The following is a 24558-nucleotide window of genomic DNA, read 5'->3' on the forward strand; positions in this document are numbered from 1 at the left end:
GCCCATGGCAAGTTTTCTGCAAAAGCTGTGGGGCCGCAAAGCGGAGGGCACTACCACCCAACCAGAGGAGCTACGGAGCCTGGCCAGCCTAGGCACCGACATGCATTCCCACCTGCTGCCCGGCCTCGACGACGGCGCCGAAACCATGGAGCAGGCCGTGGAGCTGGTGCGTAGCATGCAGGCCCTGGGCTACCACAAGCTGGTGCTCACGCCCCACGTCATGGGCGACTTTTACCGCAACACGCCCGAGGGCATCGGGGCGGCCCTGCACCAGCTGCAACAAGCCGCCCAAACGGCAGGCATCACGGGAGTGACGCTGGAGAGTGCCGCGGAGTATTACCTGGATGAATGGTTTGGGCAGAAGCTGGCGGACGGGGAGCCGCTGCTCAGCTTCGGCGGGGCCCGGCGCTGCGTGCTGGTAGAAACCTCCTACATCAACGAGCCCTTCAACTTTCAGCAAACCATATTCGAGTTGCAGGCGGCGGGCTACCAGCCGGTGCTAGCCCACCCAGAGCGGTACACCTACTTGTACGGGCGCTTTGAGGAGCTGGAGAAAATTCGGGAAACGGGCGTGTGGCTTCAGCTCAACCTGAACTCCCTGACTGGCTACTACTCCACTGGAGCCAGGCGCGTGGCCGAGAAGCTGATTGACGCCGGCCTGGTAGACCTGGTAGGCTCCGACGCCCACCACCTGAAGCACCTGGAAAACATTCGCACTAAAGTGCTGCCCTCCGACTACCTGCGGAAGCTGCTCGCGCTGCCGCTGATGAATACGAGTTTGTGAGTGGGGACTTAGGGTCTTGGGGGCTTAAGGTTTTAAATTTGTGCTGTCATCTTCTGAGCACGTTGCCTATCAGGCGAGATAAATCCCCTTCTCACGGCGGAGCGGCTGGCGCTAGAATAACTTGGCTGCGCCAACGAGCAGACGACATTAGCTACACTGACTTTTGACTTGGCCATTGCCGGACACCAGATGAAGGATGACGGCTGTTAATTAGAACAGAAACTAAGCCCCTAAGTCCCCAAGACCCTAAGTCCCTATAAAATGATTTTTGTTACTGGTGGCAGCGGCTTGGTGGGTAGCTTTTTGATTCCGGAACTGCGGCGGCGGGGGCTGCCGGTGCGGGCCTTGTACCGGCAGCGTGTGCCGCTGGTAGCCGGGGCCGATGGGGTAGAATGGGTGGAGGGCGACATCCGGGATGGGCTGGGGCTGCGGGCGGCGCTGGAGGGCGTAACTCACGTGTTTCACTGCGCGGGCCTAGTGTCATACGCCCCCCAGGATGAGGAGGCCCTGCTGCAAATCAATGTGGAAGGGGCCGCCAACGTGGTAGATGCCTGCCTGGAGCGGCCCGGCATCCGGCTGGGCTTTGTGTCGTCGGTGGCGGCGCTGGGCGGGGTGGCTGGTACTAGTGAGCAGCTTGTGGGGCCGGTGTTTCTCGATGAAAATGCCAAGTGGGACCTGGGCGCCGAGCACAACGCCTACGCCACGTCGAAGTACCTGGGGGAGCTGGAAGTGTGGCGCGGCGTGTCGGAAGGGCTGCGGGCGGTTATTGTGAATCCCTCCGTGATTCTGGGGCCGGCCGACTGGAACCGCAGCAGCACCCGCCTTTTCCGCTATGCCCACCAGGAACACTGGTTCTACACGCCCGGCAGCATCAACGTGGTGGACGTGCGCGACGTGGTGGACATGCTGCTGCGCCTCACGCTTGACACTACAATAAGCGGGGAGCGGTATGTACTAAGTGCCGCCGCCGTGCCCCTGCACGAATTTCTGGCTCAGGCAGCAGCCAGTTTTGGCAAGCAAGGCCCGTCGGTGGCCGTGCCCACCTGGGCCGCCGAAACCATCTGGCGCCTAGAGCACCTGCGCTCCTGGCTGACTGGAGCCCGCCCGCTCATCACCAAAGACACCGCCCGCGCCGGCCGCCACCCCGTCATCTACCAAACCGACAAAGTGCGCCGTGCCCTGGGCATGGAGTTTCGGCCCGTAGCAGAAACCATTCGCTGGTGCTGTGAGGGGTTACAGGAAAAGGTGAGAAGTGAATGAGGTGGGGAGGTAAATGGTGACAAGTGACACGTAACAGGTAGCACGTCGGTCATGCTGAGCTTGCCGAAGCATCTCTACCACTGGCTAATCTCAATCGTGAGAACGGAGCGGGAGAGATGCTGGGCTACGCCTTCCTTCGGTTCGACTGCGCCTCCGGTTGCGCGGACGCCAGATGAAGCAGAACGTTCAACGTGGCACCTTTTCACTCCTTTTAGAACCGAACCCATGCGCCTCCGGTGCGGTTGTTGTATATTCAGGGCGGACGCTTTTTTCGGAGAGTAAACCGCCGTCCGCCCTGCGGAGGCTGCCATGTTGGCGGCTTCTGGCCGATAGTAGTAGCATGAGAATGAACGAGAATTTTGAGGACCGGGACGAAGTGTTGGATACCGTGCGACGATTCGAGCGCATGGTGGCCCACAATGAGCCTGTATTTTTTGACCTGGCCGATTTCGAGAATATCATCGACCACTACACCACCACTACGCAGTACGAAAAAGCCCTGCAAGCATGTGAGGCGGCCATTGCGCAGTATCCGTTCAGCACGGAGCTGCTGATTGACCGCTCTCAGGTGCTGGCTATGAAAGGGGAGTACGCGGCGGCCAGCAGCCAGATTGAAGACGTGGCCCACCTCGACCCCGATAACCCCGACGTGGCCGTGACGCGCGGCATTATTGCCACCCAGAAAGGCGAGTTTGCCGAGGCCGTGGCCTTTTTCCACCAGGCCGCTGAGCGGGCCCAGGACCGCGACGACATCTTTTTTAACCTGGGCCTGGCCTACCAGAGCTGGCAGAAGTTTAAGAGCGCCGCCAAGTATTATAAGCAGAGCCTGCGCCTGAACCCCGACAACGACGTGGCTGTGCAGGAACTGCTGTACTGCCTGGAAGTGAGCGAGCGGCTGGAGAAAAACCTGGAGTTCTTCCGGCGCTTCACCGATGAAGACCCCTATTCGGCAGTGGCCTGGTACAACCTGGGCCAGGCCTACTACCGCGCCGCCCGCTACGACGACGCCATCAGCGCCTTCGACTACGCCATCCTCATTGACGCAAAATTCTACGAGGCGCACGGCTTTCTGGCCAGCACCTACGTGAGCCTGGAGCAGTACCGGCGGGCCATTGAGGAGTTTCAGCTGAGCTACCCTGAAGGGGAGCCCACGCCCGAGGCCATGTGCAACATCGGGGAGTGCTACGAGAAGCTGGCCGAGTGGGACCAGGCCCGCCGCCACTACCAGCAGGCCATGGACCTGGACCCGAAAATGGACGAGGCCTGGTTTGGCATGGGCATCGTGATGAACGCCCAGGAGCGGTACTTCGAGGCCATCCACTTCTTCCGCAAGGCCGTGAGCCTCTACGACGAAAGCATCGAGTACTGGCTGGCCCTGGCCGCGGCCGAGTACCAGCTGGGCAACGTGGTGTCGGCCGTTGAGGCCTACGACCGGGCCACTCAGGTAGCGCCCGACAACAAGGACGCCTGGCTGAACTGGAGCATCATCCTCTACGAGCAGGGCAACTTCGACGGAGCCATTGACCTGATGCGCAACGCCGTGGAGATTCAGCCCCTGGAAGCCGAGCTGCACTACCGCCTGTGTGCCTACCTGCTGGCCGCCGGCCGCTACCGCGAAGCTTACCAGTGCCTGGAAAACGCCCTGACCCTGGACTTCGACAAGCACCGCCTGCTATTCGAGTACTTTCCGGAGCTGGAGTCGCAAAAAGCCCTGGCCCGCCTGATTGAGCAGTATAGGAAATAGGTTGTTAGGGACTTGGGGGCTTAGGGGCTTAGTTTCTGTTCTACAATACAATCGTTGAGCAGAAACTAAGCCCCCAAGTCCCTAACAACCTATTACAGAATTCGGGCGTACTTTTGCGCCCGTTGTTTTTTTAGGGTAATGGGTATGGCTGAAAAATCAGGCTCCCAGGACCCCAAAACCCCAAGCCCCACGAATGAACTACAACCTCAACCAACTCCCCGAGCGGACCCAAAAACCCCGCGAGCAAGGCTTTACCATGGTGATGGACAAAGGCCTGAGCGTGCGCGAAGCCGAAGATTTTCTGGAGGTTGGGGCCGACTACACCGACATTGTAAAGCTGGGCTGGGCCACCTCTTACGTGACGCCCAACCTGAAGCGTAAGCTGGCCGCCTACAAGGAAGCCGGCGTGCCAGTATATTTCGGTGGGACGTTGTTTGAGGCCTTCATCATCCGCAATCAGTTCGACGATTACCGCCGCCTGCTCTCCGACTTCGACATGGAGTACGCCGAGGTATCGGACGGGTCCATTGACCTGAACCACGACAAAAAGCTGGAGTTTATCAGCACCCTGGCCAAAGACGTGAAGGTGCTGAGTGAGGTAGGCTCCAAGGATGCGGAGAAGATTATTCCGCCCTACAAGTGGATTGCTCAGATGAGAACCGAGCTGGAAGCCGGGGCCATCAAAGTTATCGGCGAGGCCCGCGAAGCCGGCAACGTGGGCCTGTTCCGGAGCACGGGCGAGGTACGCTCGGGCTTGGTAGAGGAGATTCTGACCCAGATTCCGTTCGAGAAAATCCTGTGGGAAGCCCCGCAGAAGGCCCAGCAGGTATGGTTTATCAAGCTGCTGGGTGCCAACGTGAACCTGGGCAACATTGCACCCAACGAAATTGTGAGCCTGGAAACCATCCGCCTGGGCCTGCGCGGCGACACGTTCACCCACTTCCTCGACATGGACGGCGTGGACGAAATGTTCCGCCCCGAAGTCCGGCCCGCCGGCAAGCCCGGCACCTCCATGCCGCGCGGATAACTTACTGGCGCTTACAGCCGCTGCTCTTTCGGGCAGCGGCTTTTCTTTTTCCGGTTCTGCTAGTCTGTATACGGCCCGGCCGCCCGTTGCTGGCCGGGCCTTCTATTCCCGAAATGCGTATTCCGAAGCCTCTGGTGGTGTTGCTGGCCGTGCTGGTGCTGGCTGATATGGTGTATTCCTTTGGCCAGCACTTGCAGGCCCCGCTTGATGGCGACATGGCCGCCATCATCTGGCCCAGCGAAGGGTACCGCGCTGTGCTGCACGACCCGCTGGGGCTGGGGGCCTTGCTGCGGCACGAAATTTACGCCGCGCCCAACCGCTACGTCGCTCACCAGTCGTTTTCGTCCTACTTCAAGGCTGTGCCTCTGTGGCTGCAAGCCGCTGGCGCTACTCCGCTCGACAGCGTGTACCTGGCCTGCGCCCTGGCTAAGACGTTGGTGCAGGCGGCGCTGCTGTATTTGCTGGCAGCATATTGCAGCGGTACGGCCCGCCCCACGCGCGCCCCGTTTGTTGTGGCAGCCGCGTTGCTGACGCCGCTGTTTCAGACGGCCGGCTACAACAACCAGCTGGGCCTGATTGACCGCTCCATCACCTACACGTGGTTCTACGCCCTGCCTTCGGTGCTGCTGCTGCTGTTCTTCTGGCCGTTCTACCGGGCCTGGCGCCAGGGCCAACCGGTGCTGCGGCTGCCGGCGCCGCTGGTCCTGGGGCTGGCGGGCTTGGCCGTGGTGCTGGCCCTGCATGGCCCGCTGGTGCCGGGCGTAGTGCTGCTAGTGTGCCCATTGGTGGTGGCCGGCACCTACTGGCGCCGCCGGCCGATGGTGGCCGGCGGCGGGCTGAGCCGGTGGCTAGCTCCGCTGCCCACCTTGCCCTGGGCCACTGTGCTGCTGTTCGGATTTTTCAGTTTGGTGTGTTTGTATTCTCTGTACATCGGCACGCACAACGCCGAGAATCTGACCCACACGCTGCCCCTGGCCGAGCGGTACCAGCGGCTGCCCCAGGGCTTCTTTTCTCAGTTGACGCAGAAGCTCGGTACGCCTATCGTACTGGCGGTGGTGTTGTTGAACGCGTGGCTGATTCGCCGGAAGGCGGCCACCGCCGAGGGCCACCGCCTACTCACGGCCCTGCGGTGGCTGGGCGTGCTGGCGGTGGTATACATGCTGCTGCTGCCCCTGGGTGGCTACCGGGAGTACCGCCCCCACATCCTGCGCCGCGACACCCTGCAGCCGGTGCTGCTGGGGCTGTTTTTTGCCTACGGAGCCACGACGCTCTACTTACTGCAACAACTTCCGGCCGCGGCCCGGCGACGCTACGTGGGGTTAGCCCTCGGAGTAGGAATCCTGTTTGCCGTGACGGACAGATTCCGGCTGAAAGACGGCAACGCCTGTGAGCGGCAGGCCCTGGCCCAGCTGGCCCAGGCCTCCACCAACGTAGTGCCCCTGCCCAACACCTGCACCATTATGAGCTGGTTTCCGGTTACCGACCCCGGCCAGTCGGCGGTAAATGTGGCGCTGCTGCACTACTGGGGCGTGCTGCCCCGCAAAACGCTGTACGTGCAGCCGGCCAGCGCAGCCGGTCAGTAGGCTACCGTGGCTGGTCGCGCTACGGGCTGCTAGTGCTGCCCTGCCGGGCCCATTGCGGCTCGTCGAGAACCAGGCTCACCAGCAAGGCATGGGGCAGCGTAACCACCGAGGCCACCACCAAGGCGCCGCTGAACAGTGCGGCCGGTGTGGGCAGGTGAGGAGCCAGCCAATAGTAAAGAACTCCTAAAGCCAGCACGCTCACGGCCAGCAGCGGCCACGCCCGCCGCAAAAAGAACACAACCTGCCGGCCCAACGCCGTCCAACCCGGCAAGCGGCCTGGCTGGGTGGCGGAATAGCCCAGCAGCGGAGTCATGCGCAGCACGTGCTGCAAGCTGTGCCAGAACACAAAGTACACCCCCACCGACAGCACCGGCGGCAACGCGGCCAGCATAAAGGTGAGCACCAGCACGTCGGCGGCATCGGTGCGCCAGAGCAGATGCTCCCGCCGGGCGGCGCAAGCAGCCCACACGGCCAGTAGGCCCGCGCCAACTGCCAGGACCAAGATTATCCGGACCTGGGCCAGTACTACTGCTGGCACAGGCGCCGCGCCCACCAGGCGCAACAGCTCCTGCACAACGCCTTGGGTTTCGGTGGGCCAGGCGGCCAACGGCACGGCAAACAGCAGCAGGCCGCGCAGCCAGCTGTGGGCCACCCACCACGCCGGACGGCCGGGCTGCGGGGGCGCGTCGGCGGAGCCCCAGTGCCAGGCGCTCAGCAGAAAAAACAGCCCCACGGCTACCCCCGGCCAGCACCACCACAGCCCAACTACCACGCCCGCCAGGCCCAGGTATGCCCCGCCAAACGCCAGCAGGTAGCGCCACGAGCCCAGCCCAACTGTAGCCCGGCGGCCCGGCACCACAAACTGGTCGCAGGCGCCGTGGGCCAGGCCGAGCACCAGCAGCCCCACCAGCAGCGGCGGCCCCAGCAGCAGGGTGGCGGCAGTGGGCAGCAGCACCCCAACAACGCCAGCCACGGCCAGCGCGACGTACGAATAGGCCCGGCCCGTTGCCGGAAGCCGGTAATCAGAAAAAGCAATTGCCATGGGAGAAAGGCACCAAATGCTGCCGGGCCAGCCGCGAAACGCCAACGAAGCAGTGGCTACAGGTGTAGCTCTACCCCTACGCACATTGTCTTGTTCTTGTTGGCCGCCGCCGGGCAGTAGCTACCTGGCACTAGGTCAGGCAGAAATGACGTCCGGAAGTAATAGTGACCAGCAGCTGCAAAGGCACAAAAAGGCGCTTGGCGAAGTCGACAGGCCCATTTTCGGGCGGCTGTGGCAAATACGAAGGGAGTGGAAGCATACGGACCAGCGCATCAGCACTGTGGGTGGGGCGCGAATAGAGCCGGCGAGTAAGAGGTAGAGCCGCCTCACCTGAAAAAAGATAGAAGCGGAGTGTAATGCTGAGCTGCTTCGGGCGAATAAGGAGGCAGTTCATCTACCCTAACCCCTATGCGTATGCAACTCTTTCACCGGGCGGCCCTGGCCGCGGCCCTGCTGCTTTCCGCTTTCAGCACGCAGGCTCAGAAAGTTAAAGTCAAGGCGAAAACCGAAACTTCGGCATCGGCAGCGGCGCCGGCTAACTCGCTGCTTTGGGAAGTGTCAGGCAAAAACCTGAGCCAACCCTCGTACATCTACGGCACCATTCACCTCATCTGCCCCCAGGACTTGCAGATAACCGAACCCACGAAGCGGGCCTTTACCAGCGCCCAGCAGGTGGTAATGGAGCTGGACATGGACAGCCCCACCCTGGCCCAGGAAATGCAGGCCGGCATGCTCATGGGCGGCGGCCAAACTCTGGAGAAGCTGCTGCCCCCCGCCGACTACGCCCGCGTGGGCGAGTACCTGCAAGCCAAAGCCGGCCTGCCAGTGGCGCAGGTAGGCATGCTCAAGCCCTTCATCGTCAGCTCCATTCTGTATCCGGCCCTGCTGGGCTGCAAGCCGGCCAGCTACGAAACTACTTTCGTGGAAATGGCGAAGGCGCAGCAGAAGGAAGTGACGGGCCTGGAAACGGTGCAGGAGCAGCTGGGCTTCTTTGAGAAGATACCCTACCCCGCGCAAAGCAAGATGCTGGCCGACATGGTGCTGAAAGAAGCCCAGGCCCAGCAGGAATTTCAGCAGATGCTGACCCTCTACAAAGCCCAGAACGTGGAAGGCCTGCGCGACATGACCAGTAAAAGCTCCTTTGGCTTCCGCGAATATGAAAGCCTGCTCCTGGACGAGCGGAATCAGCAGTGGATTGCCCGCATCGAAAAGCAGGCCGCAGCTAAGCCCACGTTTTTCGCCGTGGGCGCCGCCCACCTCGGCGGCCCCAAGGGCGTGCTGAACCTGCTGCGCCAGCAAGGCTACCAGGTGCGCCCCGTAGTGCAGTAAGCTACCCCAGGCCCGGCGCTAGCAACGCTGAAATCCTCCGGCTTGAGCTATGGAAGTAGCTTGGGCCGGAGGATTTATTTTTATGCCTCCATCCGGTCCGCTGCTGGTAACGAACTTGCTTCAGACTGCATGGGAAAATTACCAAGAACTTCCTGCGCTGGCTGGCGTCCGTGCAGCCAGAGCCGAAGCATCTCGCGTGCTGACGTTGTGGAGCTAACCATCCTACTCCATCTGGCGTCCGCTTGTCGAAGCATCTCTTCCGCTTCGTTGGGTCCTCCGTAGCCCAAGGTTTAACCCCTGGGCTATGCAGCGGAAGCCGTTTGCACGATTGGAATTAGCCCGCAGTAGAGATGCTTCGACTGGGGCTGCGCACCCTGGCTGGATGCGCCACATGCTCAGCATGACCGTTCACTTGTCACTTGTCACCTGTTACCCTTCACCTCTAAACACAATATGCACAGGCTGCTGACGAGGCTGCGGCATTGGCTGAGCTACGTGGTGCCGCTCACGCGCCGCGTGCCCTCCCAGCATAGCGGGGAGCTGGAAATTACCCTGTACCAGGGGCAAAAGGTGCTCAACACCCGCCATGCCAACTACAGCTACGGCGGCCTCCATCAGGTGCTGCGCTACGGGCTGCTGTTTACCCAGCCGCCGGCCACGGCACCCGTGCTGGTGCTGGGCCTGGGCGGGGGCTCGGTGGTGCAGCTGCTGCGGCAGGAGCTGCACCTGCACGGGCCCATTACGGCCGTGGAGCTGGACCCCGCCGTGGTAAGCGTAGCGGCCGACGAGTTTGGCATTGAGGCTTCCGACACGCTCCGCGTTGTGTGTGCCGACGCGTTTGCCTGGCTGCCCACAGCTCCGGCCGACACCTACGGACTCGTTGTTATCGACCTGTTTCTGGACCTGGAGCTGCCAGCGGGGCTGGCCCAGGCGTCGTTCTGGCGCCAGGTGCACCGCTGCCTGCAACCCGGCGGCTGGGTGCTGTTCAACAGCCTGCTGCGCCAGGACCTGCTGATTGACCACGTGCCGGCCTCCGACAAGCTGCCGAGCCTGGGCTTGGTGGTGCAGGAGCAGCTGGAAGTGGAGCTGAACCGCCTACTGGTGCTGCGCAGGCAGAAGTAGCCGCCGAAAGGCGCAGGGCAACTCAGCCGGAACACATTGCGCCGACCGGCGTAACTTCGGCGCCCTATGACGCTTTCCTTCTTCGATACTCCCCGGCGGACCGCGCTGGGGTGGTGCTTGCTGCTGGTGCTGGGGTGGCTGCCGGGCCGCGCCTGGGCTCAGGGCGAAGGCGACGAGCGGCCCGTGCGCTTCAACGGCATGGAGTTTCGCTCCGCCGACTCGCTCTTCTACATCAACTTCCGCTTCCGGATGCAAAACCGGGTGGGCCTGGTAACCCGCGGCGGCGACAACCTACGCGTAGCCAACTACGACGCCCGGGTGCGCCGCCTCCGTTTGCGCGCCGACGGCTACGCCCTGGGCGAAAGAATTGGCTACAGCCTGCAGCTGGCGTTTGCGCGCGGCGACCAGGACTTCGAGAATACCGGCGTGGCCAACATTGTGCGCGACGCGGTGATTTTCTATAATGTCACGCCCAACTTCTATTTGGCGTTTGGCCTCAACAAGCTGCCCGGCAACCGGCAGCGGGTTACCTCGTCGGGGCAGCTGCAGTTTGCTGAGCGCTCCATTGTCAACTCGGCCCTGAACATCGACCGGGACTTTGGCCTGAAGGCCTACTACACCCACCAGCTGGGTGCCAACGCCCTGTGCTTGCTGAAAGGCGCCATTACCACCGGCGAGGGCCGCAGCGCCAACGGCACCGATGCCGGGCTGGCCTACACCGGCCGGGTAGAGCTGCTGCCGCTGGGCGCGTTTCAGGACGGCGGCGACTACTCGGAGGGCGACCTGGCCCGGGAGCCCACGCCCAAGCTGGCCGTGGCCGGGGGCTACAGCTTCAACCGGCGCACCACCCGCAGCGGCGGCCAGCTCGGCCCCGACCTCTACGGCCCCGTCGACCTGGGCACGCTCATCGTGGATGGGGTGTTCAAGCACCGCGGCTGGGCCTACCTGGTGGAGTACCTGGACCGCCGCAGCCCCCAGCCCCTCACCTACGATGGCGGGGGCGAGCTGCGCTACGCCTACGTGGGGCGCGGCCTCAACCAGCAGCTTTCTTACCTGCTGCCCAGCAATCTGGAGCCCGCCCTGCGCTACTCCTGGCTACAACCCCGCCGCAGCCTGCGCGGGCTGGAGCGGCAGCAGGAAGTGCTGGAAGTGGGCCTGACGCAGTACCTGCGCAAGCACCGCGTGAAGGCCCAGCTCAACGCCAGCTACCAGGTGCAGCAGGGGCGGTGGCAGCTTGGCAGCCCTGGCAACCGCTGGGGTGGGGTGTTTCAGTTTGAGCTGGGCATTTGACCCCAGCGGCCGGCCGCTTATTGCCCGGCACCTGCTTTCTTTGCAGCCTCAACCCCCGGCGCCCATGGAAATTCTGAAACAGCTGCTCGATTTTATTCTTCACCTCGACAAGCACCTGGCCGACATCATCCAGGACTACGGCGCCTGGACCTACGCCATTCTGTTCCTCATCATCTTCGTCGAAACCGGCGTAGTGGTGCTGCCCTTCCTGCCCGGCGACTCCCTGCTGTTTGCGGCCGGCTCCCTGGCTGCCTTGCCCAATTCGCCCCTGAACGTGTGGGTGATGATGGGCCTGCTCATTGTGGCGGCCGTGCTCGGCGACACGCTCAACTACCACATCGGCGACTATCTGGGGCCGCGGGTGTTCCGCGAAAACTCCCGGTTTCTGAAGCGGGAGCACCTGGAGCGCACCCAGGCCTTCTACCAGAAGCACGGCGCCAAGACGATTATTCTGGCCCGCTTTATCCCCATTATCCGCACGTTTGCGCCGTTTGTGGCCGGCGTGGGCACCATGAGCTACGGCAAGTTTCTGAGCTACAACGTGGTAGGGGCCGTGCTCTGGGTAACGCTGCTGACGCTGGCCGGCTACTACTTCGGCGGCCTGGAAGTGGTGCAGAATAACTTTTCCCTGGTTGTGGTGGCCATCATTGTACTGTCGGTGCTGCCGGCGGTGTGGGAGTTCTTCAAAGCCCGCCGTGCCCCCGGCCGCCCCGTAGCCTAAACCGTACTGCAGGGAGGCATAGCTAAGCTCCGCGGTACGAAACCAGTCTGCACCAGTGATTGTAGCTACGGACGAGCTTGGGGCCGGACGGTTTTTTTCGTTGCTTTAAGCGGGCATCAAGTGCCCGCCTGTTATGCCCGACTACGGACTTATTGGCCGCTCCCTGCGCCATTCCTTTTCCCAGACGTATTTCACGCAGAAATTTCACAACCTCGACCTCGCTGACCATCGGTACGAGCTGTTTGAGCTAAGCTCAGTGGAAGAGCTGCCCGCGCTGGTGCAGCGGGAGCCGAACCTGCGGGGCCTCAACGTCACCATTCCGTACAAGGAAAAAGTCTGGCCTTTTCTGGATGGCGTAGCGCCGTCGGCCGCGCGGGTGGGGGCCGTCAACGTAATTGAGTTTCGGGAGGATGGCCGCCTTATCGGGCACAATACCGACATGGTGGGCTTCCGGGATTCGCTGCGCAGCTTTTTGCCGGTGGGCTTCCAGGGCCGGGCCCTGGTGCTGGGCAGCGGCGGGGCTTCCAAAGCCGTAGAAGTAGCTCTGCGCGACCTGAACCTGGGCTACTGGGTGGTGTCGCGCAACCCGCTGGGGCCGGGCTTCACCTACGACGAGCTGACGCCCCGTCTGCTCCAGGAGCATCCGCTCATCATCAACACCACGCCCCTGGGCACCTTCCCCGACGTGCACGAGTGCCCCCCGCTGCCCTACGAGGCCCTCACCACCCAGCATTACCTCTACGACCTCATCTACAACCCCCGCGAAACCGAATTCATGCGGCGCGGTGCCACCGCCGGCGCCCAAACCAAAAACGGGTTTGAAATGCTCTGCCTCCAGGCCGAAGCCGCCTGGAAGATTTGGCAAGGGTAGTGGCCTCACCCCCCGGCCCCCTCTCCCGTGGAGAGGGGGAGCCTGACGCTCCGCCCAGCGCCGCCCCGTCGGCTACCGCCTCCGGAACGACTACCGCTGTGAACGACAACGGACATCACGGCCGCCTAGCGGCCCAGAGGGTTGTAGATGGATGGGAGGGAACAGCATAGCACAGCGTAGCGGGGCAAGAGACGCCTGAACGTTTCTTGCCCCGCTATGCGGCGCTACTTCTTTATAACGTGTGGTTTCTACAATCCTTCGGCCGCTATGCGGCCACTGTGTTACCACGAGCAGGTAGCCGTTCCGGAGGCGAGAGCCGACGGGGCGGCGCTGGGCGGAGCGTCAGGCTCCCCCTCTCCACGGGAGAGGGGGCCGGGGGGTGAGGCCACTACTGCTGGCCCTGGCCGCCGCCTTCGCCCTGCTTGGCGTCGTCGTTCTGGATGCCGCGGCGGCGCTTCTGAGGCTGCTGCGACACCTTGCCGAAGCGGTAGTTGAAGGCCAGGCGCACCCCGCGCAGGTAGATATAGTTGTTGCTTTCCTGGCGAAACTGCTCGGTGTCGAGGATGCTGTTCAGGTTGCGGGTGGCTTGCAGGAAGTTGTCGGCGTTCAGGGTCAGGTCGCCTTTTTCCTTGAGGATGTTTTTGCGCAGGCCCATGGAGTAGAACGCCCAGGCCCGCTGCCGCCCTTGCAGCTGGATGCGCGGCGAGTTCAGGCCCCCGAAGAATTGCAGGCTCAGTCCTTTCTCGAACTTGTAGCTGGAGTTCAGGTTCAGGTTGTACATCACCCCGCTGTTGGAGTAGCCCGCCATGCTGCCCACGCCTTCGCCAAAGTTCAGGGACGGGCTTTTCAGCGACACGAAATAGGCGTTTACGTTGCCGCTCAGGTCCCACTTGGGCAGCGGCTTCACCGACCCAAACACGCTCAGGCCGTACGTGGCGTTGCGCCCGATGTTGCGAAACGTCTGGTTGTTGACCCCGTTGCTGACGAAGCGCACGGCCTCAATAGCATTGCCGGTGCGCCGGGCATAGGCCGAGAAGTTCAGCACCGAGCCTTTGATGAACGTGGTGTAGTTCAACTCGTAAGAATCGGTCAGCTCGGGTTTCAGTCCTGGCTCGCCGTAGCTGACGTTGAGGCTGTCGGCGGCGTTGCGGAAGGGGTTGAGGAAGAAAATCTGGGGGCGCTGGATGCGGCGCGAGTAGGCCAGGCGCAGGGTCTGGCCGGGTTTTTTGGGGTTGCCGGGCTGGTAGCTCACGCTCAGGTTAGGCAGCAGGTTGGTGTAGTTCTGCTCCACGCCGGAGTTCTGGCTTTCCTGCTGCTGAAACGAGCCGTCGATGCGGGTGTTTTCCAGGCGGGCACCCAGCTTGAAGCTCACCTTCTTGGAGGCCGAAAACCCGTAGGTGCCGTAGGCTGACAGCACATCCTGGCGGTAGTCGAACAGGTTGGACCGCAACGGGTTAAACACCGGGTCGATATTGCTGCTACGGGCGGGGCTGGTGAATACGTCGAAGTCGCTGCTCACGCGGCGCAAGATGGCCTTGGCGCCGGTTTCCAGCAGGGCGGTTTCCGAAAACGGGTGGGCGTAGTCGGTTTGCAGGGTGGTTTCGAGGTTGCGGGCCAGGTTGTCGCTTTCTTCCCGGTAGGTTTTGTCCTCGTTGCGCTCCGAGCGGCCCCGAAACTGGTCGAGGTTGTAGGCCTGCACGTTGCGGTTGCGGGTGTGCTGGGCCAGCACGCTCCACTCGCGGCGCTTCTCCTCGAAGGTGCGGGTATAGGAGCCGTTCAGGTCGTAGCTCTGGGTGTGGAAGCCGCGGCGCGTGTCGCGGCTAAACTCATTGGCTACCACATTGCCCACTGGCAGCACGTTGTTGTATTGGTCGTAAGTGCCGGCGTTGCGGAACAGGCTGCCCTGCACGTTCAGCGTGAGGTTGTGGTACTGGGCCGGGTCGTAGTCGAGGCCCAGGCGCCCGAAGCCCCCGCCACCCAGCGTAAACCCGTCGCCTTCCTGCTGCAAAGACAGCTGCTCGGTGCCATTGGGGCTTTTCAGGTAGCGGGTCAGGTCGTTGCGGTTGGGGCTGTAAAACGTCCAGCCGTTAGCCGAGCTGCTCAGGCCCACCTTGCCTTTGCGGTAGTTCAGCGAGGCGTTGGCGTTGGAGCTGCGCGTGCCGGCCGCCGCACCCACCGAGCCATTGAGGCCGCCCAGGTCGTTCTTTTTCAGAATAATATTGATAATGCCGCCCGTGCCTTCGGCGTCGTACTTGGCCGAGGGCGTCGTCACCACCTCCACGCTCTTAATCTGGTCGGCCGGAATCTGCTTCATGGCATCGGCCACCGACGAGGCTACCACGCCCGAGGGCTTGCCGTTGATGAGCACCCGCACGTTGGAGGTGCCGCGCAGCTCCACGTTGCCGTCGGGGTCCACGTTTACCAGCGGCACCTTGCGCAGCACGTCGGCGGCCGTGCCGCCCGTGTTGGTCAAGTCCCGGTCGGCGTTGTAGATGATGCGGTCCGGCTTGGTTTCCACCACTTCCCGCTCCCCGGTCACCTTCACCTCGCCCAGCTTCTGGGCCGTGGAAGCCAGCTGCACGGTGGGCACGGTGGTCAGGCCCTGGCCCACGGTTACGTTCAGCGTCTGGGTGGCATAGCCGATAAAGCTGATTTGCAGGCGGTAGTCGCCGGCGGCCAGGCCCTTCAGCGCGAAGCGGCCCCGCTCGTCGCACACGCCGCCGTCCAGCGGCGTGTTGCCGGCCAGGGGCAGCAGGGCCACCGTGGCAAACTCCACCGGCTTTTTGGTGGCAGCGTCGAGCACGGTGCCCTCCAGGCGGCCAGCGCCCTGGGGCGCCTGGGGCAGCACGGGCCGGGTCGCGGCAGGGGCGCCAGCGGGCCGGGCACCCGCCGGCGCAGCGCCGGCGGGCGGGGTGGTTTGCGCCAGGGCCGGGGCGGCGAGCAGGCCGGCCAACAGCAGGAGCAACGTAGATTTTTTCATGTAACAATAAGAAAAGAGAAACTCCCGGAAAAAGCTGGCTTCCACAACGGGGCGCCCAAGCTGCCCACCACGGTAACGAAGTCGGCTACTGACAGCAAATGTCCGCTACCGTTGCGCTGCCCGGCGTTTTATTCAACAAATCCGATACACAGGCCCTTCAACGCCCCGCTGCTCCCCGTGTACCGGGGCGGCGGAGCGCCTACTTGGCCCGCCGAAAAAACACGTCCCCGCTGATGGATTCCAGCCGCAGAGCCGGCCCCGTGCCGCCGGCCAGCGTGCCCTTCACCTCGTAGCCCACGATGGGGTTTTCCTGCCGGTTGACGAAGGCCACATCCTGGTCGGTGTACACCTCGCCGGTAATGGTTTTCAGGGCTACGCTGGCGGCCCGCGCCGCCGGCCAGCTCACATCCACGAAGCCGCTGATGGACTTGGCCTGTAGCTCGCCCGTGAGGCCCTGCACGTCAATGTCGCCGCTGATGGTGCTGATGCGCAAGTCGGTAGCGGCCGGCACGGTGACTTCAAAAACGATGTCGGCGCACACCGGGGCCGAGTTTTGTTTGTTGCCGTTCCAGGTGCCGTAGTACATCGTGCCGTTGGCGGGACAGTCGCCGGGCTTAGCTTGTTCCAGACGCTTTTTATTTAGGTCCGAAGCCACCCGGAGCCCGTTCCCAGCGGGCGTTAGGTCCAGCTCGAAGGCATCGTTGAGCTTGTTCTGGTTGATGCTGACGGTGGCCCGCACCCGCAGCTGCCCATCCGTTGCGGGCCGGACGCGGATGGTGGTGGCGTGCTTCAGGTCCAGGGTTACGGCCTGGCCGGCCGGCACGGGCGCGTTCTTCTCGATGACGGATTGAGCAGCTACCGGGCGCTGGCCACTCAGCAGCAATAGCAAAGCGAAAGAAAATAGCAGGCGCAACATGGGAAAAGAGAGGTTGAGGTGAAAGATTTGATGACTGCCGAAGCTCTCGGCGCTTACTTGGCCTTGCGCACGAAAATGTCGCCGCTGATGGTGTGCAGGCTCAGCTTGGGGCCGCCGCCGTTCAGGGGCACCGTAATGGTTTGGCCGCCCACCCGGTTAAGGCCGTCGGGAGTAGGGCGCGGGTTCAGGTCGAAGTCGGTATAGATTTCCCCGGATATAGAGCGCAGGGCTAGATTGGCCTTCGTAGAGGCCGGCATCGTAACATCCAGCTTCCCGCTGATAAGCGACACGGCCGTGGGCGCATCGGGCACTTCGGAGAAGCGCACGGCCAGGTCGCCGCTGGTGCTGTTGGCTACCAGGGGGCCCGTCACGTTGGTCAGCGTAACATCCCCGTTTTTCATGTTCAGCTCCAGGCTGCCGGCCAGGCCCGTAACCGTGAGGTTGCTGCCGCTCCAGGTGGTTTCGGTGAAAACCAAGCTGGTGCGCCGGGGCACGCGCAGGGTGTAGGTGACGTCTTTGCGCGAGGCCTGCACCACTCGCAGGGCGTTGCCATCGGGGGCTACCGACAGGCCCAGGCGGGTGTTGTCTTCGGCAGAGTTGTAGAGGGGCCGCAGCCCCTCCGCCTGCTTGGGCGGCGCCTCGTAGCCATTGCCCCGAATGACTACCTCATCCCCATCGTAGCCCTCCACCACCACGTTGCTGCCCCGCATTTCGATGACGAGGCGGCGGTCCTGGCGGTTGGTGAAGCGGGCTTTGTATTCTTGGGCGTGGAGGGCAGTGCCGGTGCCCAGCGTCAGCAGTAGAAAAAAGAAACAGGAGCGGTTCATAAGCAGAAGAGTTAGTAAGGAGAAATCAAAAAGGAAGGACAAGCCGGGCCCAGGCTACGGGCGCAGGGCCGGTGGCAAGCCGTGAAAACCACGGAAAAGGAAGAAGCAAGCGGCGGGCAGCCGGGGCTAAATCAGCAGGCTCAGGCCCCGCTCGGCCTGCTGGCGCACGGCGGGCAGCACCTGGGGCTGGCGGGCCAGCTGCTCCAGTGGGGCCACAGCCCGCTTGTCGCGCAGGGCTACGAGCAGCTCAATCAGGGTTATCTGCACGTTGGGGTCGGTTTGGTTGGGCAGGGCCTGCACCAGGGCGGGCCCCACGCGGGGGTCGGCGCGCAGGTGGTACAGGGCTTCGGCAGCGGCCAGGCGCACGTTGGGGCTGGGGTCGGCGTTGAGCGTGGTGATGAGCACCTGCACGGCCGGGTCGCCGGGCTGCACGGTGGCCGGAGCCTCGCTCACCAGCCGCAGGCGGCGGCTGGCCGTGGCCGGCTGGCCGGAGGCGGATGTCAGCTGGGCGGCCAGCTCCGCGGCCGGAGCGGGGCGCGTCGCCACTTCCGGCTGGGCCACGGGCCGCAGCAGCAGCCCCAGCACCGCACCCACGGCCAGCAAGGCTACGGCTGCCGCTATGCGCAGCCACTGCCCGGCCGGCGAGGCTTCCCACAGCGGCACCACCTTGGCCTCCTGAGTCGATGGGGGTGAAGAGCTGGGTGAAAAGTTGAGCGAGGCAGCCGGCGCGGCGGCATCGGCCAGTGCAGCTTTCTCCTGGGCCAGGGAGGCCAGAAAATTGTCGCGCAGGGCCAGGGGCGGCACCGGAGCGGGCACGTCGTCTAGGTCGCGGAGCAGCTGGCGCAGCTGGGTTAGCTGCTGGCTACACGCTAGGCACTGAGGCAGGTGAGCGGCCACGGCAGCGGCTTCGGCCGGGGCTAGGGTACCGTCGGCGTAGGCGGCCAGCAGCGGCACCAGGGCAGCGCAGTCAGGCGAGAGTGGAACGGCAGTTTCGGGCGAGGCAGACATATAGGGAGGCAGCGCGGGCCGCCGGTGAGGTTAGCGGAAGTACAAGGTGCGCAGGGCTTCTAGGGCGCGGTGGGCTTTCACGCGGGCCGCCCCTTCCGAGCAGCCCAGCATCTCCCCGATTTCGGCGTAGTCGAAGCCCTGAAAGCGGTGCAGCACCAGGATTTCGCGCTGGGCGGCGGGCAGCAGGGCCAGGGCTTCCTGCACCGAGTCGGCGCAGTCGGTGGCGGTGCGGTGGGCCTGGGCGGCGCGGCCGTGGGAGGTGGTGCGCTCCAGAGAGTCGAGGTCGGTGGGGGCGGGGCGGCGCTGCTGCCAGTGGTCGGCGTGCACGTGGCGGGCCAGCTGGTAGAGCCAGGTGCGGAAGCTTAGGCCTGGCCGGTAGGAGGCCCGGTACTTCAGCACCCTGAGGAACACGTTTTGGGTCAGGTCCTGGCCGGTGTCCCGGTCGCCGTTGTTGAGGCGAGTCAGGAAGCCGAACAGGGGGCCGTGGTAACGCTCAAACAGCGGCGTGAGCTGGTCCAGGTCGTTGGCCTGCACCCGGAGCATCAAGTCTTCGTCGCTGGGAGTAGAGGAAGCTACCACGTGAGAGAAAGGTCAGAGAAGCGAATGTGACCCGAATACCGGCCAGGTTGCTATTCGTTACAAGCGTTGTGAAAAAAATTTGCAGACGGGTTTTCTCGCTGAGGTTGGCTACGCCTTCCCTCGGGTCGCAGAGGAAAAGCGCAGAGGTTCGCGGAGGTTGTTCAATGACAACACTGCGAACCTCTGCGCTTTTCCTCTGCGCAACACTGCGAGAAACCTTACCCCGCCGCCCGCCGCCACCGCAGCAGCGCGTACCCAGCCACCGCTGCTACTGCAAACCAGGCCAGGCTCCACCACTCCGACGACGACATGGCCGTTTTCACCAGCAGCTCGCCCTGCTTGCCGCCTTCAAACGCCGACAGCACCTTGGTGGAAGCAGCGTACGGAATCAGGTCACTATGCTCCCAGCGCAGCAGCGTCAGGGCCGTGACGATGCCCCCGATGCCCAGGGCCAGGGGCCCCACGAAGCTGCGCAGGGCCAGGGCCGCCGCAAACTGCACGCCCAGAATGCCCAGCGTTGCCACAAACGTGTGAGCCAGCATCAGCAGCAGGGGCGCTACCTCCACCAGGCCGCTCTGGAAGCCCAGCCCCGGCCGCAGCCAGCCCAGCACTACCCCCGAGGCCAGCAGCAACACCACGTACAGGCTCTGGGCCAGCGCGTTGAGGCCCAGCAGCACCAGCAGCTTGCTGCCGTACGCGGCCCCGCGGCCCACGGGCTGCACCAGCAAGTGCTTCCACCCTTCGGACCGGTGCTCCAGGGCCAGCACTAGGCTGCTGAGCAGCACCACAAACAACGGCAGCAGCAACACCGAAGCCGTTTGCCAGCTCATGCTGATGTAGGCTGGCCAGGGGTTTTGGCCGGGCTTGAGCAGCTTGTCGCCCTTGAAGTAGAAGATCAGGAAGTTGAGCAGCACGGGCAGGGCCCCGCCGCCCAGCGTCAGCCAGAGTGCGGCCGTGCGGCGCAGCTTGAGCATATCCACGGACAGGCAGCGGGCCAGCTGGGTTAGGGCGCTGGGCCGGGGTAAGGCGAGAGTAGGGGCGGAGCTCATGCTATCTGGCTGGTTTGGGTGAGGTGGAGGAAAGTGGTTTCGAGGCTAGGCTGCTCGCAGCGCAGGCCGTACACGGGCTGGCCCGCGCCCACCAGGGCCGCCGCCAGCGCCGCCGTGTGCTCGGGCCCCTGATAGGGCAGCCGCAGCGTGCCGGCATCTGCCACCAGAGCCGTGCCCAGCAGTTGGGGCAGCAGGTTGCGGCAGGTGTCGGCGCTGTTGGTTTCCAGCACCAGCTCGGCCCGGCCCAGTTGCAGGCGTTGCAGCTCCGTCAGGCTGCCCTGAAACACCAGCTGGCCCTGCTGCAATACGCCCACGTGAGTTGCCACTTTTTCTACTTCGCTGATGAGGTGGCTGCTGACCAGGATGGTAGTGCCCTGCTCCTGGCACAGACGCCGCAGCAGCTCCCGCATCTCAATAATGCCGTTGGGGTCGAGGCCGTTGGTAGGCTCGTCGAGCAGGAGCAGGTCGGGGCGGGGCAGCAGGGCCAGAGCCAGCCCCAGCCGCTGCCGCATGCCCAGCGAGTAGCCCCGCACCGGCCGGCGGGCCGAAGCCGCCAGGCCCACCAGCTCCAGCACGGCCATGGTGCGCTCGGCCGGCAGCCCGCGCAGGCGGCGGGTAGCCTCCACGTTTTCCAGGCCCGTAAGGTGGTCGTAGAGGGAGGGGTTTTCGATGAGGGCACCCACCCGGCTCAGCAGGGCCACGCGGTGCTGCTCCAGCTCCTGCCCAAACACGCGCACCGTGCCGGCCGCCGGTTGCAGCAGGCCCAGCAGCAGGCGCATGGTAGTGGTTTTGCCGGCGCCGTTGGGCCCCAGAAAGCCATAGATGCTGCCCGGCGGTACGGCCAGGTTCAGGTCGTGCAGCACAGGGCGCTGGCCGAAGCGGAAGTGCAGGCCCTGGGTTTCGAGTAGGGGAGCGGGTGTTGGCATAGTGAAGTCAGAAGTTGAACCGCTGCAAACCTACCCGCGCCGGAATATAGAGCCCGGTCTATTCAACCAATCCTGGCACCGGTGGCTTGCAACGGCTGTTTTCGGCCACCGAACGAGCCTGCGCCGGCTGGCTGGCCCGCCGCTGCCTTTGGTTGGACCCGCTGGGGCGTTGAGGGCCCCGGCCGCGGGGTTGATTGAAAACCAGCCGCCCGATTTCTGGCCTCCTGCTATTTTTCGGTATGGAAGTGTCCTCGCCCTACGTTGCCCCGCCCGCTGCCGAGCCCCTGCCCGCGGCCCGCCCCACCTGGCGGAGCCGCCTGCGCACCTGGCTGCGGCCCGCCAACTGGTCGGCGGCCGCCGAGCCGGGCCGCATTCCGCGCGGCGTGCACGTGCTGCTGTGGCTGTGGCTGCTGGGGCTGGATGCGCTGAAGCTGAGCGGGGTAGTAGCCGCGCTGCCTCGCTTACCCAATACATTCAGCGAATGGCAGCCCCTGCTGGCTATGATGGGCCGGCTGCTGCTGGAGGATGTCTGCGGAGCTACGCTGTTTTACCTGGTGTGGCGGTGGCTGATTCCGCGCACCCTGGGCCGGGCTAGGGTAGTGCTGTACGTGGCGCTGGCAGTGGCGCTGGTGCTACCATATGCCGCCCTGCTGGGTTGGGTAGCCAGCCGAATCAGCTACCAAGACGCGAAAACGAAAGTTGCGCGCATGATGCAGCCGGCAGCGACGCCCAAGAAGCCTGCCGCAACAACGCCAATCAAGAAAAACCAAGAAGCAGCCGCGGCAAAGCCGGGAACGGACAAGATTGAACTGTGGATGCTTATGCTGGGCCATCTGATTATCGGTACGTTCATCGTAGCCAGCTCCTCGGCCCTGCGCATTACCGGCGACTACATCCGGGGGCAGCGCAACCGCCGGGAGCTGGAGCGCCAGCAGCTGCTCACGGAGCTGGCCATGCTCAAAACCCAGATCAACCCGCACTTCCTGTTCAACACCCTCAACAACATTTACTCGCTCACGAGCCGCAAGTCTGACAAGGCGCCCGAGGCTGTGCTGCGGCTGTCGGAAATTATGCGCTACCTGCTCTATGAAAGCAGCACCGACATGGTGCCCCTGAGCCGGGAGCTGGCCCATCTGCACTCTTTCCTGGACCTCCAGCGCCTGCGCCTGCCAGCCACGGCGCAGGAGGCCATCCGGCTGGATGTGGAGGGCACCGACCCCGACTGCGCCTACCCCGTAGCGCCCCTGCTGCTGCTGCCCCTAGTCGAAAACGCCTTCAAGCACGGCGACTTATCGGCCCGGCCGGTGGCGGTGCACATTCGCCTGCTGCTGGCCGCTGATGGACTGCTGCGCTTCTCGGTGCTCAACCACGTGCCCCCCGCCGACCCCACCCGGCAGCTGCCCGCCCAGCCCGGCGGCGTGGGCCTGGTCAATCTGCGCCGCCGCCTGGAGCTGCTCTACCCCAACCGTTACTCTCTTGAAGTGCACGCTACTCCCGCCCAGCACCTGGTTACATTGGTGCTGTTGCAGTAAGCCTTCTTGATGGCAACACATTTAGCACATTTCTCATAGTTCCACATTCGCCTCCCCCATGACGTGCGCTATTCTCGACGATGAACCGTTGGCTCTGGACTTGCTGGCCGATTATTGCGCGCAAGTGCCGGGGCTAGAGCTGAAGGGGCAGTTTGATGATGCCCTGGTGGGCCTGGCTTTTTTGCAGGACAACCCCGTGGACATTGTGTTCCTGGACGTGCACATGCCCCGGCTCACTGGCCTGCAACTGGCCCAGTTGCTGCCCACCCCGGGGCCGCGCATCATCTTCACCACCGCCTACGACCAGTACGCCGTGCGCAGCTACGACCTGAACGCGGCCGACTACCTGCTCAAACCCATTGCCTTCGACCGGTTTGTGCAGGCCGTGCAGAAAGTGCGGCAGCAGCTGGCATCGGCCGCTCCCGCCACGCTGCCCGCCGCTCCGGCTTCTCCGGAAGCGCCCGTCGTGGCCCCCGATGCCATGTTCGTCAAGAACGAGCACCGCCTTCAGCGCGTGGCCTTCGATGATATTCTCTACATCGAGGGCATGAAAGAATACCTGATGCTCTACACCACGGCCGGCAAGGTACTCACGCTCCAGTCGTTTCGGCGGGTGGAGGAGGTGCTGCCCCCCGACCGGTTTGCCCGCATTCATAAGTCGTACCTGGTGGCCCTGAGCCGCATCGAGCACGTGGAGCGCGGCAAGGTGCAGATTGCCGGCCGCCTGCTCCCCATCGGCGACACCTACCGGGAACCCTTCTTCAACCTGATTAAAGCCTACAATCTGTTATAGAATAGAAGTGAGTACCGAGAAGTGAGAGGTGAGACTCTCGTTCTATCGTAGAGGGTAGATACTAGAAGTGAGAGGTGAGACTTTCGCTCTGAGAGCCCGGCTGGGTTGCAGAACAAGAGTCTCACCTCTCACTTCTCGGTACTCACTTCTCCTAGTCTCAGGTCTGGTCTACTTACCGCGCCAGCTTGCTGGCAATTTCGGCGGTGTGGCGACCTTGGTGGCGGGCACCTTCCAACTCATTTTCGCTGGGCATCCGCTCGCCTTGACCCCCGGTCACGGTGCTGGCGCCGTAGGGCGTGCCGCCGGTTACTTCCTCGTGGCCCATCTGGCCCTGCCAGGCGTAGGGCAGGCCCACAATGACAAAGCCGTGGTGGAGCAGCTCCGTGTGAAACGACCGGATGGTGGTTTCCTGGCCGCCGTGCTGGGTGGCAGTGCTGACGAACACGCCCCCAACCTTCCCAATCAGCGCGCCGCTGGCCCACAGGCCGCCCGTGCTGTCCATGTACGCCTGCATCTGGCCGCACACGTTGCCGTAGCGGGTGGGCGTACCGAATATGATGGCGTCATACTCCGTCAGCTCGTTGGGGGTAGCCACTGGAATATGCTCGAAGGCTTTCTGGGCCTGCGTAGCGCCAATTTGGTCGAGCAGAGCGGGCGGCAGCGTTTCCGGCACCCGCTTCAGAACCACTTCGTTGCCGGCTACCTGGCGGGCACCTTCGGCTACGGCTTCTGCCATTCTGTAAAGGTGTCCGTAGGTGGAATAAAACAAGACAAGCGTTTTCATACAGTGGAATTAGTTGGAAATGAAAAAAACAAACGCGAAAGCAGACGTACGGCGCCTCCACCCGTGAGGTAGGTAAAAGAGTAGGTGCTGGCAAATATATGTACATACATTATATGTTCTAACATGGTTGCTCTTTTTCTATTCTCAAAAGTTGAACGGCTTGGTTTACAGCGGAGCAGCTTATCTTTTCATAAAAAATAAGTAGCCATTGCAACCTTCGTCCGGCCAGGGTAGCTCTTCCTTCCGAAGCACCCGCCCTCGACGGGGCTGCCTCTAGTATTGCCTTATCTGATTCTGCTGCATATGCCGCAATCGTACCTCCGTTGCACCTGGGCTGCGCCCGCCGGTGCCCACCTAACCGCCGGTCCTGGGGACCGGACTGCCCGATGAG

21 protein-coding genes are annotated in these 24558 nt (G+C 63.5%); 12 read left to right on the forward strand and 9 right to left on the reverse strand.

Annotated elements, in window-relative coordinates:
* Nucleotides 1–4 precede the first annotated feature (4 nt).
* The 5 genes from OIS53_RS17665 (at nt 5) to OIS53_RS17685 (ending at nt 6398) form a co-directional block, all read left to right on the forward strand.
* Nucleotides 5–784 carry a tyrosine-protein phosphatase gene (locus OIS53_RS17665; protein WP_264679899.1) on the forward strand — a complete coding sequence of 260 codons (780 nt, stop codon included), beginning with the start codon at nt 5–7 and terminating at the stop codon, nt 782–784.
* A 261-nt stretch (nt 785–1045) separates the two neighbouring features.
* Nucleotides 1046–2044 (forward strand): NAD-dependent epimerase/dehydratase family protein, encoded by a 999-nt coding sequence (locus OIS53_RS17670; RefSeq protein WP_264679900.1) that lies wholly within the window; start codon nt 1046–1048, stop codon nt 2042–2044.
* 346 nt (nt 2045–2390) lie between these two features.
* A complete protein-coding gene (locus tag OIS53_RS17675; protein WP_264679901.1) occupies nt 2391–3788 on the forward strand; it encodes a tetratricopeptide repeat protein in 1398 nt (465 codons plus the stop codon).
* A gap of 193 nt (nt 3789–3981) precedes the next feature.
* Nucleotides 3982–4815, forward strand: a complete 834-nt coding sequence (locus OIS53_RS17680; RefSeq protein ID WP_264679902.1) for a phosphosulfolactate synthase — start codon at nt 3982–3984, stop codon at nt 4813–4815.
* A 113-nt stretch (nt 4816–4928) separates the two neighbouring features.
* A complete protein-coding gene (locus tag OIS53_RS17685) occupies nt 4929–6398 on the forward strand; it encodes a hypothetical protein (protein WP_264679903.1) in 1470 nt (489 codons plus the stop codon).
* 19 nt (nt 6399–6417) lie between these two features.
* Here the strand turns inward: OIS53_RS17685 and OIS53_RS17690 are convergent, their stop codons facing one another.
* Nucleotides 6418–7440, reverse strand: a complete 1023-nt coding sequence (locus tag OIS53_RS17690) for a Brp/Blh family beta-carotene 15,15'-dioxygenase (RefSeq protein WP_264679904.1) — start codon at nt 7438–7440, stop codon at nt 6418–6420.
* A gap of 414 nt (nt 7441–7854) precedes the next feature.
* Here OIS53_RS17690 and OIS53_RS17695 point away from each other — a divergent pair, with 414 nt between their 5' ends.
* The 5 genes from OIS53_RS17695 (at nt 7855) to OIS53_RS17715 (ending at nt 12773) form a co-directional block, all read left to right on the forward strand.
* Entirely contained in the window at nt 7855–8769 is a 915-nt protein-coding gene (locus tag OIS53_RS17695; RefSeq protein ID WP_264679905.1) for a TraB/GumN family protein, read from the forward strand.
* 453 nt (nt 8770–9222) lie between these two features.
* Nucleotides 9223–9891 (forward strand): spermidine synthase, encoded by a 669-nt coding sequence (locus tag OIS53_RS17700; RefSeq protein WP_264679906.1) that lies wholly within the window; start codon nt 9223–9225, stop codon nt 9889–9891.
* A gap of 66 nt (nt 9892–9957) precedes the next feature.
* The gene (locus OIS53_RS17705) at nt 9958–11181 is read left to right on the forward strand and encodes a porin (protein ID WP_264679907.1); all 1224 of its coding nucleotides are present in this window, start codon (nt 9958–9960) and stop codon (nt 11179–11181) included.
* Nucleotides 11182–11245: 64 nt separating this feature from the next.
* The gene (locus OIS53_RS17710; RefSeq protein ID WP_264679908.1) at nt 11246–11902 is read left to right on the forward strand and encodes a DedA family protein; all 657 of its coding nucleotides are present in this window, start codon (nt 11246–11248) and stop codon (nt 11900–11902) included.
* A 133-nt stretch (nt 11903–12035) separates the two neighbouring features.
* Nucleotides 12036–12773 carry a shikimate dehydrogenase family protein gene (locus OIS53_RS17715; RefSeq protein ID WP_264679909.1) on the forward strand — a complete coding sequence of 246 codons (738 nt, stop codon included), beginning with the start codon at nt 12036–12038 and terminating at the stop codon, nt 12771–12773.
* A gap of 388 nt (nt 12774–13161) precedes the next feature.
* On the opposite strand, the gene OIS53_RS17720 is transcribed toward OIS53_RS17715, so the two are convergent.
* The 7 genes from OIS53_RS17720 to OIS53_RS17750 form a co-directional block, all read right to left on the reverse strand.
* Complete coding sequence (locus OIS53_RS17720; RefSeq protein ID WP_264679910.1) at nt 13162–15753, reverse strand: TonB-dependent receptor; 2592 nt, start codon at nt 15751–15753, stop codon at nt 13162–13164.
* A 199-nt stretch (nt 15754–15952) separates the two neighbouring features.
* Nucleotides 15953–16669: a DUF4097 domain-containing protein gene (locus OIS53_RS17725; protein WP_264679911.1), complete on the reverse strand. Its 717-nt coding sequence runs from the start codon at nt 16667–16669 to the stop codon at nt 15953–15955.
* Nucleotides 16670–16722: 53 nt separating this feature from the next.
* Nucleotides 16723–17496, reverse strand: coding sequence for a DUF4097 domain-containing protein (locus tag OIS53_RS17730; protein ID WP_264679912.1), 774 nt, complete (start codon nt 17494–17496; stop codon nt 16723–16725).
* A gap of 126 nt (nt 17497–17622) precedes the next feature.
* Nucleotides 17623–18504 carry a HEAT repeat domain-containing protein gene (locus OIS53_RS17735; RefSeq protein WP_264679913.1) on the reverse strand — a complete coding sequence of 294 codons (882 nt, stop codon included), beginning with the start codon at nt 18502–18504 and terminating at the stop codon, nt 17623–17625.
* Between the two features lie 30 nt (nt 18505–18534).
* A complete protein-coding gene (locus tag OIS53_RS17740) occupies nt 18535–19083 on the reverse strand; it encodes an RNA polymerase sigma factor (RefSeq protein WP_264679914.1) in 549 nt (182 codons plus the stop codon).
* A 218-nt stretch (nt 19084–19301) separates the two neighbouring features.
* The gene (locus OIS53_RS17745) at nt 19302–20132 is read right to left on the reverse strand and encodes an ABC transporter permease (protein ID WP_264679915.1); all 831 of its coding nucleotides are present in this window, start codon (nt 20130–20132) and stop codon (nt 19302–19304) included.
* A complete protein-coding gene (locus OIS53_RS17750; protein WP_264679916.1) occupies nt 20129–21058 on the reverse strand; it encodes an ABC transporter ATP-binding protein in 930 nt (309 codons plus the stop codon). Before OIS53_RS17750 ends, OIS53_RS17745 begins: the two co-directional genes overlap by 4 nt.
* A gap of 239 nt (nt 21059–21297) precedes the next feature.
* Between OIS53_RS17750 and OIS53_RS17755 the strand changes: the two genes are divergently transcribed.
* The gene (locus OIS53_RS17755) at nt 21298–22590 is read left to right on the forward strand and encodes a sensor histidine kinase (RefSeq protein WP_264679917.1); all 1293 of its coding nucleotides are present in this window, start codon (nt 21298–21300) and stop codon (nt 22588–22590) included.
* A gap of 58 nt (nt 22591–22648) precedes the next feature.
* Nucleotides 22649–23383, forward strand: a complete 735-nt coding sequence (locus tag OIS53_RS17760; RefSeq protein WP_264679918.1) for a LytR/AlgR family response regulator transcription factor — start codon at nt 22649–22651, stop codon at nt 23381–23383.
* Nucleotides 23384–23555: 172 nt separating this feature from the next.
* Here the strand turns inward: OIS53_RS17760 and wrbA are convergent, their stop codons facing one another.
* Complete coding sequence (wrbA, locus tag OIS53_RS17765; RefSeq protein ID WP_264679919.1) at nt 23556–24167, reverse strand: NAD(P)H:quinone oxidoreductase; 612 nt, start codon at nt 24165–24167, stop codon at nt 23556–23558.
* Nucleotides 24168–24558 lie beyond the last annotated feature (391 nt).

It is taken from the genome of Hymenobacter sp. YIM 151500-1, assembly GCF_025979885.1.
Classification (GTDB): domain Bacteria; phylum Bacteroidota; class Bacteroidia; order Cytophagales; family Hymenobacteraceae; genus Hymenobacter.